19 protein-coding genes and 7 pseudogenes are annotated in these 13,530 nt (G+C 33.8%); 25 read left to right on the top strand and 1 reads right to left on the bottom strand.

What is annotated here, in order from left to right; all coding sequences use genetic code 11:
- Positions 1 to 215 precede the first annotated feature (215 nt).
- The 25 genes and pseudogenes from A9G28_RS07295 (at position 216) to A9G28_RS07215 (ending at position 12,210) form a co-directional block, all read left to right on the top strand.
- Positions 216 to 575 carry a hypothetical protein gene (locus A9G28_RS07295; protein ID WP_065566450.1) on the top strand — a complete coding sequence of 120 codons (360 nt, stop codon included), beginning with the start codon at positions 216 to 218 and terminating at the stop codon, positions 573 to 575.
- A 191-nt stretch (positions 576 to 766) separates the two neighbouring features.
- Positions 767 to 1,066: pseudogene (locus tag A9G28_RS14140) on the top strand (RHS repeat domain-containing protein); the annotation flags it as partial.
- A 74-nt stretch (positions 1,067 to 1,140) separates the two neighbouring features.
- Complete coding sequence (locus tag A9G28_RS13580) at positions 1,141 to 1,311, top strand: hypothetical protein (protein WP_176702125.1); 171 nt, start codon at positions 1,141 to 1,143, stop codon at positions 1,309 to 1,311.
- Complete coding sequence (locus A9G28_RS07290) at positions 1,304 to 1,792, top strand: pentapeptide repeat-containing protein (protein WP_065580229.1); 489 nt, start codon at positions 1,304 to 1,306, stop codon at positions 1,790 to 1,792. The genes A9G28_RS13580 and A9G28_RS07290 overlap by 8 nt, the downstream gene beginning before the upstream one ends.
- 401 nt (positions 1,793 to 2,193) lie before the next feature.
- Complete coding sequence (locus tag A9G28_RS07285) at positions 2,194 to 2,583, top strand: hypothetical protein (RefSeq protein WP_065580228.1); 390 nt, start codon at positions 2,194 to 2,196, stop codon at positions 2,581 to 2,583.
- Position 2,584: 1 nt separating this feature from the next.
- Complete coding sequence (locus tag A9G28_RS07280; protein WP_065580227.1) at positions 2,585 to 2,926, top strand: hypothetical protein; 342 nt, start codon at positions 2,585 to 2,587, stop codon at positions 2,924 to 2,926.
- A 578-nt stretch (positions 2,927 to 3,504) separates the two neighbouring features.
- Complete coding sequence (locus tag A9G28_RS13850; protein WP_255307202.1) at positions 3,505 to 3,630, top strand: hypothetical protein; 126 nt, start codon at positions 3,505 to 3,507, stop codon at positions 3,628 to 3,630.
- Positions 3,631 to 3,664: 34 nt separating this feature from the next.
- Entirely contained in the window at positions 3,665 to 4,033 is a 369-nt protein-coding gene (locus A9G28_RS07275; protein ID WP_065566454.1) for a hypothetical protein, read from the top strand.
- Positions 4,034 to 4,592: 559 nt separating this feature from the next.
- A complete protein-coding gene (locus A9G28_RS07270) occupies positions 4,593 to 5,261 on the top strand; it encodes an SMI1/KNR4 family protein (RefSeq protein WP_065580226.1) in 669 nt (222 codons plus the stop codon).
- 224 nt (positions 5,262 to 5,485) lie between these two features.
- Positions 5,486 to 5,668, top strand: a pseudogene (locus A9G28_RS14135) (RHS repeat-associated core domain-containing protein); the annotation flags it as partial.
- 297 nt (positions 5,669 to 5,965) lie between these two features.
- Positions 5,966 to 6,028: pseudogene (locus tag A9G28_RS14130) on the top strand (hypothetical protein); the annotation flags it as partial.
- Between the two features lie 9 nt (positions 6,029 to 6,037).
- A complete protein-coding gene (locus A9G28_RS07265; RefSeq protein WP_065567493.1) occupies positions 6,038 to 6,427 on the top strand; it encodes an Imm50 family immunity protein in 390 nt (129 codons plus the stop codon).
- Between the two features lie 346 nt (positions 6,428 to 6,773).
- A pseudogene (locus tag A9G28_RS14125) lies at positions 6,774 to 6,853 on the top strand (RHS family protein); the annotation flags it as partial.
- 6 nt (positions 6,854 to 6,859) lie between these two features.
- Entirely contained in the window at positions 6,860 to 7,063 is a 204-nt protein-coding gene (locus A9G28_RS14120; RefSeq protein ID WP_176702124.1) for a hypothetical protein, read from the top strand.
- A gap of 125 nt (positions 7,064 to 7,188) precedes the next feature.
- Complete coding sequence (locus A9G28_RS13075) at positions 7,189 to 7,641, top strand: hypothetical protein (protein ID WP_081301530.1); 453 nt, start codon at positions 7,189 to 7,191, stop codon at positions 7,639 to 7,641.
- Positions 7,642 to 7,859: 218 nt separating this feature from the next.
- Positions 7,860 to 8,135, top strand: coding sequence for a hypothetical protein (locus tag A9G28_RS07250; protein ID WP_065580224.1), 276 nt, complete (start codon positions 7,860 to 7,862; stop codon positions 8,133 to 8,135).
- A 165-nt stretch (positions 8,136 to 8,300) separates the two neighbouring features.
- Positions 8,301 to 8,678, top strand: a pseudogene (locus A9G28_RS14115) (TreTu family toxin).
- A complete protein-coding gene (locus tag A9G28_RS07240) occupies positions 8,668 to 8,940 on the top strand; it encodes an immunity protein TriTu family protein (RefSeq protein ID WP_065567519.1) in 273 nt (90 codons plus the stop codon). The pseudogene A9G28_RS14115 and the gene A9G28_RS07240 overlap by 11 nt, the downstream one beginning before the upstream one ends.
- 323 nt (positions 8,941 to 9,263) lie before the next feature.
- Entirely contained in the window at positions 9,264 to 9,689 is a 426-nt protein-coding gene (locus A9G28_RS13340; protein WP_141673581.1) for a hypothetical protein, read from the top strand.
- A 258-nt stretch (positions 9,690 to 9,947) separates the two neighbouring features.
- A pseudogene (locus A9G28_RS14110) lies at positions 9,948 to 10,199 on the top strand (RHS repeat domain-containing protein); the annotation flags it as partial.
- Positions 10,200 to 10,241: 42 nt separating this feature from the next.
- A complete protein-coding gene (locus A9G28_RS14105; RefSeq protein ID WP_442903236.1) occupies positions 10,242 to 10,670 on the top strand; it encodes a hypothetical protein in 429 nt (142 codons plus the stop codon).
- A gap of 10 nt (positions 10,671 to 10,680) precedes the next feature.
- The gene (locus A9G28_RS07230; protein WP_065580222.1) at positions 10,681 to 11,019 is read left to right on the top strand and encodes a hypothetical protein; all 339 of its coding nucleotides are present in this window, start codon (positions 10,681 to 10,683) and stop codon (positions 11,017 to 11,019) included.
- A 192-nt stretch (positions 11,020 to 11,211) separates the two neighbouring features.
- Positions 11,212 to 11,469: pseudogene (locus A9G28_RS14100) on the top strand (RHS repeat domain-containing protein); the annotation flags it as partial.
- A gap of 135 nt (positions 11,470 to 11,604) precedes the next feature.
- Complete coding sequence (locus A9G28_RS07220) at positions 11,605 to 11,841, top strand: hypothetical protein (RefSeq protein WP_065580221.1); 237 nt, start codon at positions 11,605 to 11,607, stop codon at positions 11,839 to 11,841.
- A 75-nt stretch (positions 11,842 to 11,916) separates the two neighbouring features.
- Positions 11,917 to 12,210, top strand: coding sequence for a hypothetical protein (locus A9G28_RS07215; protein WP_065567515.1), 294 nt, complete (start codon positions 11,917 to 11,919; stop codon positions 12,208 to 12,210).
- 558 nt (positions 12,211 to 12,768) lie between these two features.
- On the opposite strand, the gene A9G28_RS07210 is transcribed toward A9G28_RS07215, so the two are convergent.
- Positions 12,769 to 13,212 carry an IS3 family transposase gene (locus A9G28_RS07210; RefSeq protein ID WP_065580220.1) on the bottom strand — a complete coding sequence of 148 codons (444 nt, stop codon included), beginning with the start codon at positions 13,210 to 13,212 and terminating at the stop codon, positions 12,769 to 12,771.
- Positions 13,213 to 13,530 lie beyond the last annotated feature (318 nt).

The following is a 13,530-nucleotide window of genomic DNA, read 5'->3' as shown; positions in this document are numbered from 1 at the left end:
CGTCTATAGACCGTAAATTACGTTTAATTTTTCCGTGGCTAAAAAAAGAATCCTTTGGTTTTAGAATTTTTAAAACTCACGAGTTAATGGAATTTGCTCGAAAGGGTGACATTCAGCGCAAAATTGGCTGTAAATAAAAACGAATTTTTTGTTTTTTATAAGATAATTGTTGGATTTAATATTTCAACGTTAAATTTTTCAAGGATAATAGATTTATGAATATAAATGAAAGACGATTAACTTTTGTACTGATTGATAGTAATAATTCATTTAAAGAAATGCTGACTAAGATAGAACTGGCATTTAAATGTAAATTATCCTGTAAAGATGAAAAAGGTCGTTATATTGCCAGAGCGGAGTTGGATAATTTTAGCATTGCCGTTATCGACAAAATTGATAGGCTTAGTGAGTTATTATGTGATGAACATTATACTCTTAAAATAACAATAACATCTGATAAATACTTTAATTCTAAATTTGAAAGTTACATAAAAGAAATTCTAACTAATAACTTCATACAATGGAAACGGTCAATTTGGACTCCTGCCGAAGTTACTCCACTCAGCAAGCGATAGAATAGTCGAATGGGAACCTAATCTAGATATAAATAGAAATTAGCAAAAGTATCAGATATGAGGTTATTGACTTAAATATACACACTAAAATACCTTGGGGTAAAGAAGTTACAGCTAAACAACTATGCTGAGTGCTTAAAGAAAGCTATTATGAATCGTGTCAACGAGGTAATCACCCAGAAAGGGTAATCCACACCGACCTGAATGGCTGTCCTGAAGAGTTGACCGACGAAAACGGTAAAATACTATGGGAATGCAGTTTTCAGCTCTGGGGTAAACGGATTCATGAAATCGAACATCACTCAATAGAGCAAAACCTCAGATATCAGGGACAATATTTAGACAGATAAACCGGCTTACATTACAATACCTTCAGGTATTATGATCCGGATATAGGTCGCTTTACCCAGCTTGATCCGATTGGTTTAGCCGGTGGCTTTAATCTGTATCAGTATGCGCCTAATGGGTTGACTTGGGCGGATCCGTGGGGGGGGGTAGCTAAATGTCCAATTACCAAAGTCTTCTAAGTTACCCCTAGTGTGGTTAAAAAAGCTTTAAAAGGAGGATGCATGCAGACATTTTTCTTCCAGCAGTTCAACGTTATGTGGCTGAAAAAATTGTAGGCGTATTACCACCTAAAACTCAAGGAACACTTGCACCAAGTAATATTCCAAAAATTAAACCTATGTCTGACACAAAAATTGACCTTTTGGCTAGGGAAATTATTAATGATTAAAATTCATTTTGAATCTGGTTGCACGCAAGAATTTGATGTAACAACATTTGAGGGATTCGATTTTAGTAGTTCGATATTACATACCGCTATATTTGCAGGGTATTCTTTGCGTAATGCAAATTTTAAATATGCTAATTTACGTAGTGCAAATTTTTCAGGTTGTATTTTAGATAATACTGATTTTACAAATTCATTATTAATGAATTCAAATTTAATGAATTCATCATTATTAAATGCTGATATGTCTAACAGTAAGTTAAATGGAGCTTTTTTACTAAATGCTAATTTGCAAGGAGTTAATTTATCAGGAGCTGATTTATTTAATGCAAATTTCAACGGAAGTAATTTAAAAGGTGCAAATGTAAATGCAATCAGAATAAATGAGGCTAGTTTTATAGGGGCAATATATGACAAATATACTATTTGGCCAAAATATTTCTCACCGGCAACTAAAAGAGCTATTTTACAACAAATACCATGAGTATTAAATTTGCATATTATAGGCCACATCTTAATTTTTTGTGTATTTCTCTTTTACAGATAACCGTTAATTCTGTCACCAAATTCTGTCATAAAGCGGTTCATTATGCTTTCCAGTTGCAAGTCAATATCTGTTTATCTTCTTCATACTAATTTATATTGCTAAATAAATTACTTTCTTTACCAAATCATCAGCCGAGAAGACTTTATACTTTTTTGATGACGTCGCGTATTACGCTGTTAATTTATTCTCTGATATTTTGGTGTAAATTGCTTTACAGATGCCCTGTGGGTAAGCAAAAAAACAAACCGCCATCAGCATCCAACGCTACTACAACGATGCCGCACATCGCCTAAGCGGAGTATGTATAAAACCACTAAACCGCAGCCAGCGTTACGGCTATGTCTACGACGCCTTGGCTGGCGTATCGAAAAACTTCAGCGAGACAACGCAAGCAATCCCTACAATCTCGGTATGTGCCTAATGGGTTGAATTGGATTGATCCTTTAGGACTAAGCGGTGAAAATGTATTTATATATTATACCAATCTAGCAAGATTAGAAGGAATTCAAAATACTGGTATAATAGAAAAGCATGTAAAAGCTAAGGTTTACATGACTAATATAAAAAAGTCATCAGAATTAGAATATTATCATACAGGTAAAATTAAATTAGAACGCTCTCAAATAATTCATATAGATAAAAACCCTTATGAAAGATTTAATAGCCTAAACTATGATAAAAGACTTAACATGATGCAAAATCAACTAAAAGCTAGAGGTTGTTATTAACATGAGTAATACTACAGAAAAATGTTTAGTTTTAAAACAAAGCGAAATCAACGCATTGAAAAAACTGATTATGTACATTAAATTTTCATGTAAAGAAGCAGAATCGCTATTATATGCAGGTAGCCCACTAATTAACAATATCTTTGATAAATTATTGGAAATTGATGATTTTAAAGCAGAATCTAAATATTTTTATAAACAGGAAAATGTGACTAATGAGCAATTTATCCGTAAAAAAATACAAAAAGATCAGGATGAAACGCTAAACAAAGCAGATGAAAAATTGATATTAGAATTATTTAAAGCATGTTTACATCCTTTCTCTTCAAGTAAAGATGTTTAAATAAAATATCATGTTAGCTGTCACGATTTCCAAAAATAGTACAGCCCAAAAGTAAAAAAATCCTCTGGTTTAATGCTTCAATGGTTAAGAAAATTAATTCGAACATTAAATTTATCAAGATTCTTTAATGAATGCTGACGGTAAATATTAAATACTTCATAATATATAGGCGTACTTAAGTTTTAATATCAACATGCAGATAGTTGGTAAGCTTTGCAATAATCTGCAACAAAAGTCTGAGTCTTACCACTCAGGCTTTTTAATTGAATTAATCTAGCGAACTACTTTAAGAATATAATCATTACAGTGCCTGCAACATAAACAGATACGGCGTAATCAGAATTTCACCTACCCGACATCCTCATCGAACACAGAAACCAATACGGCAACCTCGACCGTCTATTAAGCAAAAACAAAGTAAACACGGGCAAATCGATTACCACTATGATCGCACCGGCAGAATTGAAAGCTACAGTAACCAAAGATACGGAGAAACCCTGCAATATGATGATCCCTCCAACCTGTTAGACCTCAGACGGTCAATAGAAGAACTTTTTAATAGTGGTCAACCAAATACCTTGGCAGAGCACACGAGAATTGATGTAAGTGCTTTGAAAGCAGGTGAAGTTACTCATCAACAAGCAAAAAATCTTGTTGCCCAATCTTTATGGAATGTAAGCTCTCAAGGTGTCACTTCCCCATGAAATATCCCTTGGAATTAAACTGGAGAATATTAATATGTTAGATAAAGAATTACTTGATATTTTTGGTCAAAAGATCATTTGTAGTGTTAGAGATCAAGCCATTTTTGAATTTGAAGCAATGGTTCAAGGTAAAATGAAATCTGAAAATACGGTTAAATTAAATAATGAATTAAAAACATTTGACAAAAACCAGATTGAAATTTTAAAAAAAGTTGTTTTGACTGCTATTGATAGTGTTATTTACAATACATTAAATATGCTAGAACAAAATGAAGAAAATATAAAATTATTAATATCTCAAAATGGTAAAAATGAAAAAAACATTCTTGATATCAGTGATAGTTTATCTGGTGAACTGGTCACAAAAAAAGGCTGGATAGAAAAATTTAGTAAATATAAATAAGCATTATATATTAGCAATATTTTGTGCTATAGCTATACGATCTAGAGCAAAAGGCAGACTATAAATGGGGTAAAACGAGTCAACTGGCACATAAACTAACAATGGAACAGTACATTTATTATGATAAATAGAGGCGGGAAAATATATCACAGTAGGCTTATTGTAAGACCAAATAATTGTTAGCGACAGTTAGCGTTACGACTACATCTACGATGCCTTAAGCCAGCGTATGGAAAAATATCAGCTAGACAGCGCCCCCTACAACAATACTCGCTTCCTGTAGGACGGCTTAAGTAACATATAGTAAAGACGGCATTCCAGATTTTAGTCCATATAAGGAACAATATGCAAAATCAAACAAGTTTAATGGCAATCGAAAACATGATAATAGGATAGCAAATAAACAAATTGGCTATTCTGGTGACAAGGCCCTTCCTGAAAAGGTTTGGCATCATGTTGATAAAGATTATATGATTATTCGGGATGCAGATTTGCATAACAGTTTTCCTCACACTGGCAGTGCATCCGTTCTTATACATGGTAATATTTAGGAGTTAGAATGTTTAAATCAAAATATAATGTTCCCAAAAACATTGATAAACGCATTTCAAAGTTAAAGTTAAAAATAGATTCAAACAATTCTTATATTGATTTTTTGAAAAAATATAATGTTGTTGTTTTTGATAATGAAGCCAATATTGACTACTGTATTGATTGTGAGGGCGAGTCATTGCCCTTAGAGGTCATTTTGGGTTTTTCAAAGGAAGATAGAGAAGATTTATTGGCTACCAACGATGGCTATTTAAATAGGATACCTGAGGATTATTTTGCCGTAGCAACACTTAATTACGGCGATTTGCTTTGCTTAAGCCCAAATGGTGAAGTCTATTATTGGGATCATGAAGTTAATGATCTCTATTTTGACATGTCTGTAAAAAATGGTTATCTAGAACAAAATACTAATCTGAAGTTTGTTGCAAATTCGTTTGATGCCTTTTTATCAATGATTATTAAAAGTGAAGTTGAGGATGATTATGATCCTGATGAAGATGAATATAATAATCCTAACATTCCTTTCCCAGATGAAGCATTACCGTCAATGCTCAAATATTCAAAGTTTTTTTTTACGGCGTCAGAAAATAGACTCAAAATTTATTTAAAAAAATTGGAGTTATCTGAAAAAGGGCGCGAAGTACTCGCTAAATTTAAAGAAGAAGGACTTTTGTAAAAATAGCGTTAGTTAAAAACCGAAACAGTATCTTCCAAAGAAATATATAATGATTTCAATGGAATAATTTTTTAGTTGAATGGAATCTATTAATTATTTTAGATTCTATTAAATTTTATATATTTGGCTGTCCGGAAGGGATAACTGATGCAAACGGCGAATTATTCTGAGAATGTAGCTTTCAGTTATGGAGAAAGAAGATTCAGGCAATTGAGCTCCAATCAATAGAGCAAAACCTCGGATATCAGGAACAATATTTAGACGAAAAACTGGACTGCATTAAAATACTTTCAGGTATTATGATCCGGATATAGGTAGATTTACTCAACCTGACCCGATAGGATTGCTGGGTGTCTTGATTTGTATCAGTATGCGCCTAATGGGTTGACTTGATTGACCCATTTGGTTTAAAAGCATGTGGGGTAAAAAATAAGAAAACATCGTATGATAGTAAAAGTCGAAGAGATCCATTTAGACAGGTTAAGCACAATGCAGGTATACCGATGAATCAATAGCCTACAGCCATTACACGACTATCTTTACGAGATGTCATGGCAATACTATGATCGCTAGAAACGGTCAACCAATAAAGACTCGACAATATGAATTTATTGATAAAAAAAATCCATTTTATTCAATATTATAGTCTTTAGCACACTAAAGCAGAATCAGATCATGGTGCTGAGCCACACTTTAATGTTAGACTTTCAAATAACCTGAATACTGATCATGTTTCTGGAACTTATGGTCATTATAATTTCCATTAAGGAATTGATATGTGGTTTAAAAACGCGTTAGGCAGAGAAAAAATTCAATTTATGTTTAATAATGAATTTAACTTTCAATCTATTGAATTGAATAGTGTTTCATTTGAAAGCTATTCAGAGGTGAAATGTCATTTAACTTGCAAGGAAATTCCCAAAATTTACCCTAAAAAATGGGATAAAGTTGGATTTAATGCATTAAGTTTAATTATTACTTTTAATGAGATAGTTCAGTTAAATATGTCTGGTTCAAGAGTTGGTTTTTTCTGTTCACCAACGATCACTTCTTTTACTGATTATTCTGAAATAACCGTTAAACATGATAAATTACAGCTTTACTGTAAATCAAAGTTTTTAATTATAGAAAGTATAACTCCCTATATAGATGAAAGATGGGATTAAAAATATAGATGAAATAAATTTTCATTAAGTCGGTGCATCGAAAACATCCGCTAGAACCGCAGGCAACCCCTACAAGCGTACCCACTTCCTGTGGAACAACTTAACAATGATTCAGGAAACTAGCCCGAATCAGCACTGTAGCCTGTATATCTATACCGACCAAAACAGCTACGAACCACTGGCATGGATAGGCACAAACGGCAACCAAGAACAGCATATCCGCTATTACTACACCGATCTAAATGCCTGTCAGGAAGAGCTAACCGATACAAACGGCGAATTACTCTGGGAATATAGCTTTCAGTTATGGGGAAAGTATATTCAGGCAATCAAACCCGAGCCCATAGAGCAGAATCTCAGATATCAAGGCAATATTTAGACAGAAAAACCAGCTTACATTACAATACGTTCAGATACTATGCTCCGTGAGAATTGAGTTGTTGGCGTACACCAAGAAAGAAATTTTGGAAAAATGAAGCTAAAAATAATCCTAGTATGTATTCGAAAAATAATATTAAATTAATAAAGGAGGGTAAAGCACCCAAATTACAAATTGAAGTAATAATAGAAAATCCAGCAAAAAGGAAACCAAAAGATGTACAGATAGAATTACACCATAAAGATATTTTACAATAGGTTGGTGGTGACAATGTTCATAATCATGACAATCTTGCAAAATTAACTCCGTGGGAGCATGAAGCAGTTGATCCGTATAGGCATACTGATTATGATGTTATAAATATAATAAAGGATGCTAATCAATGGTAAATATTAAGGAAATTCAAGATTTTATAAATAGCTTATTATATAAAACAGCATTAAATAAATTGGAACAAAAATATAAAATTACGACAAACGGAGAAGAATTGCCATCGGTATTGTTCGAATATGATGCAAATAAAATCCATTTATCTGGCGCTACTTTATCTGATTTAGAAAACATATTGTCGAATAGTCTTACTTCTTTTTTGAAGTATATAGCAATTAAGTTAGTCGTCCTTCAAGATGAACCAGATGAACAAGAAGGAAATGATGAGAAAGATGTCACTATTTCAGTGGATGATCCCTATGAAGATTTTCTTATTATTCATTTATTAGAATATTATTTAATTACTAGCGATGCAGGTAACCTGATTAATTATCTAAAAAAAATCAAAATACCTTATAGTAAAAAATATTGTGAACAGTTAAAGAAAATATATGCATTACTTTAATAAAAAAGCTGGAAAGATCTTCTATATTTTTCGGATTTTTTTGTTTTTAAATTCAGATTATATTTAATCAGCTTTAACCAATATTTTGCCAATTGAGCTCACTAATGAACAACGGGAAATGGTTTGGCGTGCAATTACTAGCTATACCAAACTATCCAGAATTAATGAAAAAATGATTTGGAGATTCTATGAAGTAATCTGTTAATGAACTTATTAAAATGGGGTTTTCGCCTTCAGAGGAGAGCTATAACATTGACTTTATTAAAAAATATCAAAATATTTTACATAACATTCAACCACCTTTATCAAATGAAGAAGCAACTAAACTAATTACCCTTTTTGGTAATGATGAAAGTTATGGATTAGCTTGGTCACTATTACATCTTATTGAATTGAGTGCCGATTTTTCAGTAGATAAGCAATTATTAGAAAATGGCAATTCATGGATTCAGCTATTAATAAAAAGAGCTATTAATAAAAAGAACTATGAATAAATAGCCTCTAAATTGTAATAAATCCTCAATGTAAAGGTTATTTATTTGAAAAATCTCTAATACTTATAACGCTCGAACATTTTTTTAATCTTAGGAGTTCAAATTTTACTCTAAGTATTAAATTACTCGGGAGAATTTAATCTGTATCAGTATGCGCCTAATGGGTTGATTTGGATTGTTCCGTGGCAACTATCATTAGTTACAGTTGGCAACTGGATGGCAGCAGCAGAATATCAAGAAATAATAGATAGCGATAAAACAATACAAAACATAACAGGGACAACTACTCACATGGCTTACCTAGCAGATGTTAAGGCTTTTGATAAACAAGCAAAAAATGGAACTTTATATGTTGAATTTAATATTCCTAAAAAATTTATAATTCCCACAAATCAAGAATAAGCAAAAATAGTAGGGCCAAATTCTTTAGAAAGTCGCTTTGCACAACGTAAGGGAGTTCCTGTCTCTGAGGTGCCTAAAGCAAATAACATTCGTGTTAAAGTAGAAAAAATTAAAGGAAAATACAATCAATATGTTAAATAAATTTAAATTTTGGATATCCCAACATACTAACTATTCTTATGTTTATCATAAAAATGATTTATCAGAAAGTATCGTTATTGATTTTGAAAATGATATTTATATTGCCCGATTTACTATTTGGGATAATCTAAGTTGCATGTCCGAAATAATAGATTTAAATACTGATCAATATAAAATTAATAAAAGGGAAGAATTTACTTCATTTAATGAATTACTATCTATATTTAGAATTTTTTCAGATTATTTAACTATAAAAGATTAAAATAAAAAATATATTTTTATACATTTATATTATTAAAGATTTGACTGAATATTATAAACTATTGAAAAAATAGATTGATATAGGAGAACTCATTGATAATTTAATCTCGCTCAAATGTCATCAACTAAGCATAAGCAAAACCAATGCCTTAGTTTGGTATGAAGCAAGAGAAGTAGTGTTAAAAAAACCTTATAAAGAAAATTATAACGGGCTTAAATATATAGACGCATTTAAGCTTTAATATTAACATGCAAATAGTTGGTAAGCTTTGCCTGCCACACAAATCTTAGCCTTATTGCACAGGCTTTTTAATTGAATTAATCTTGCAAACTATTTTAAAAAATATAATTATTACAGCCGCCCTGCAACACAAGCAGATTCGGCGTAATCAAAATTCGATTCTTCCTGATATCCACATCAAACGCAGCTACCAGTACGACAACCTCGACCGACTGGTAAACAAAAAATACAGCAAGCACAGACAGGCCGATTACTACTATGATCGCACCGGCAGAATTGAAGGCTGTCGCAACCACAGATACAGGAAAATCCCGCAATACGATGCCACCACCAACCTATTAGATCACAGACGACCAATAGAATTAGACCCTAGTAATCAGAACGTCATCTGCTGTAACCAGATCCTGAATTTCAGAGGACACCACTACCGCTACGATGAGCACGGTCAACCCCATAACAAACAAACCATCGGTGCCCCCAGCACCACCACTACGACGACTACCCCCTGAGCGAAGTACGCATTGAACAAACAGACCGCAGCCAGCGTTACGGCGGAGTCTACGACGCCCTTGGCCGGCGTATCGAAAAACATCAGCTAGACAACGCAGGCACCCCCTACAACCGTACCCGCTTCCTGCGGGACGTGTTAAAAATAATTCAAAAAATCAGTCCGAATCAGCACAGCAGGTTGTATATCTACACCGGCCAGAACAACTACGAACCACTGGCACACATAGATAAAAAGGGGTAATGCCCCCGAAATAGTCATGAACTTCCATACCGATCTGAACGGTGCATCAGAAGAGCTTATCGTAGCAAGCGGTGACATCGTCTGGGAATGCAGTTTTCAGCTCTGGGGTAAACGGATTCAGGAAATCGAACACATATCAATACAACATAACCTCAGATATCAGGGACAATATTTAGACAGAGAAACCGGCTTACATTACAATACTTTCAGGTATTATGATCCAGATATAGGTAGATTTACTCAGCCGGATCCGATTGGGTTGTTGGGCTGGTTTAATCTGTATCAGTATGCGCCTAGTGGGTTGATTCGGGTGGATCCGTTTGGTTTGAGCTGTAGTTTTAATAGTAAGTCGAATCGTTGGCGTAATAATGAAACAGGACGTTTTACCAAACGCCCAACTGATCCATCAGAATTAGCTAGATATGGGAAGGTAAATAAAGCAGACATAGATGCATGGGCCACACAAAGAGGAATACCAAATACTTGGCATGCAGATCCTAAGCGTTTCCCGAGTGGAGAGTTTAGATATGAAGGTCAAGGGTACCAAGTACATGGACATGGAAATGGCATAGATCCTACTACAAAAGCAAAATGGCCAACAGCTAACTCAGCAAATGGCCCAACGGCTAGTATTAAAAATACTATAAATGGGCAAAATTATAGAACTGATGGGATATGGGGAACATTCAAATCAGATCCTAACAGTGCACATATTCCCCTTAACGGATCATTTTATTAAGGTAATTAATATGAATTTACAAAAAATAAAGGATAGAGTTTTATCCCTCCCAACCATAATGGGTATATCAGAAGAAATATTAATAATTAAAGAATTAATGATCATTAAAACTGATGATTTAATCCAAAATAAAGATATTTTTCGATTTATCTTAGATTCATTAGAGCTATCTCATACAGACTCTGGTTTTATGGAGTTAACAAAAGAGAATGAGAATATCTTTATTGATTTTTATCATTGGTTGAACCGAATAAATGACCAACTAAATATGAATATAAACATTAATATCATAGATTCCTTTAGCTTATCTGTTGAAGATGTTAATAAATTGATGTCACCATATAAATAAAAGGAAATATAAAAATGAACAATTATTTAAATTTTAAATAGAAAAATCAACTAGAGTGATAGAATTAAATACTGTCTAATATTTATTTTGGCAAGGATAATTGAATTTTTCATATATACTAACTAGAACAGCTACGAACCACTAGCGCAATAGGCATAGACGGCAACCATGAACAACATATCCGCTACTTCCCACACCGACCTGAATGGCTGTCCAGAAGAGCTCACCGATGCAAACGGTAAAATACTGTGGGAATGCAGCTTTCAGTTATGGGGTAAGCGAATTCATGAAATCGAACACATCCCGATACAACAGAACCTCAGATATCAGGGACAATATTTAGACAGAGAAACCGGCTTACATTACAATACTTTCAGGTACTATCATCCGGATATAGGTAGATTTACCCAGCCGGATCCGATTGGGCTGCTGGGCGGGTTTAATCTGTATTAATATGCGCCTAATGGGTTAACTTGGATTGATCCATTAGGATTAGCACCATGTGCTAAAGTAAGTGAGTTTGATCGTATAAAAAGTGGCAAAGTCTATACAGTTATTAGACAAGGCAAAAACATATCTTCTGGATTGTTTTCACTAAACCCAAATAATATAGAAATAGTTGCAGGACATGTAACATCAGAGAGTCGTTCTCCATCTCAGTTTATATCTGCAACCAAAGATTTAAGTATCGCTGAAAAATGGGCTAATAAAATTGGAACTAGAATAGTTGATATAGACTTAAGTAAAATTTTGGGTGGAACAATTGATATATCTTTTACTAAAGGTCTTAACCTTTTAAGTAATCAATTTAAAGACGATTAACTAAAGGTGCTTGAGAAGCACTATTTGACTGACCTATACCAACAAATGCAATAAAAATAATTAATTAGGTATTTTATGAAAATTATAAATTCTGATGTTCATGAAAAGATTATCAGTGTAATTGAAAAAATTAGATTACAAGATAAGTTAGATGAAAAAACAATTAATGATCTCTATACTTCACTGGATGAAATGGTAACTCATTATAAAGAAAAAGATCTTATTTCAAAGGAATTGGCATATAATCTTTTAGTCCTGCATGACAATTTAGAAGGCGCTTTAAAATTTGGCTCTTATGAAGACATGAAGTATATAAGTAATATTAATTCAAAAGTAAGCGAATATATTGAAAAAATATTTCTAAGTTAAAAAACTGAAATTAAATCAGGATGATTAGTGGCACTACCACTACGACGCCAACTACCGCTTGAGCGAAGTACGTGTTGAAAAACATCAACTAAACAATGCAGGCAACCCCTACAATCGTGCCCGCTTTCTATGGTTCGGCTAAAAAATGATTCAGAAAACCAGCTCGAATCAGCACAGCAGGCTGTATATCTATACCGACCAAAGCAGCTACCAACTACTGGCACGCATAGATAAAAGAGGTAATGCTCCGAAAAAGTTATGTACTCCTACACCGTGCTAAACGGTGCACCAGAAGAGCTTACCGTAGCAAACGGTGACATCATCTGGGAATGTAGCTATCCGCTCTGGGGTAAACGGATTCATGAAATCGAACACGACTCAGTAGAACAAAACCTCAGACATCAGGGACAATATTTAGACAGAAAAACTGGGCTGTGTAAATACCCCAAACTTAGTACATAACTCACGTAGAAAATCACGCTGCTTGTTTTAGTGTTTTATACTCAATCGGTGTCATGTTATTTAATGCCTCATGCGGTCTTTTGGTGTTATAAATCATTACGCCTCACGATTAAAGTCATCGATGACATTGAATGTTCTAAAGCGACGTTGATTACGGCTACTGTCATTCATAAAATCCATTGACCAACATTCACCTTGTTTATTGGGGACTAATAACCTTTCTGGGCATCGTGGAGGAATGCGTTTTTTACGCTTTACCCTGAGATTAAGCTTTAATTCACAATACACCCGATATACCCGTTTATGATTCCATTGATAGCCGAGCTTTCTGATACGATTAAAATATTTAGGAAAACCCCAGCGTAAATGCCGGTCTGTGATAGCATTCAAAGCCGAAACAATCGCCGAATCATCCAGTAACTTAGCTTGATAATAGTAAGCACAACGGCTTAAACCAACAATGGCACAACTTATAGCAATAGTAACTGAATGATTTTGTTGCAGTTGCTGTGCCCACGTTTTATGTGCCTTTGTGGGCACTAAAGCTTTTTTATGATTTCTTCCTGAAGCTAGGATTTTAAGCTCAGCTCGACAAACATCTGTTTAAGCCTACGGTTTTTCGCCTCAAGCCCTTTAAGCGTTTAATATCCGGCGTTTCCATTCCGCCCTATTTTTCCCGCCATTTATAGAAAGTTGAATTACCCATGCCCTATTTACGGCACAGCTCTTTAACGGGAATACCCGCTTCAGCTTCTTTTAAAATAGCGATGATTTGATGTTCAGTCATTTTTTTCATAATTAAATCCTCTTTTACTTTTATCATAGAGAATTTTCTACTTTTTGGCTGTACTATTTTAG

Origin of the sequence: Gilliamella sp. Fer1-1 (genome assembly GCF_001690825.1) — a bacterium.
Classification (GTDB): Bacteria; Pseudomonadota; Gammaproteobacteria; order Enterobacterales; family Orbaceae; genus Gilliamella; species Gilliamella apicola_C.
This window is presented reverse-complemented; position numbering and strand designations above follow the sequence as displayed.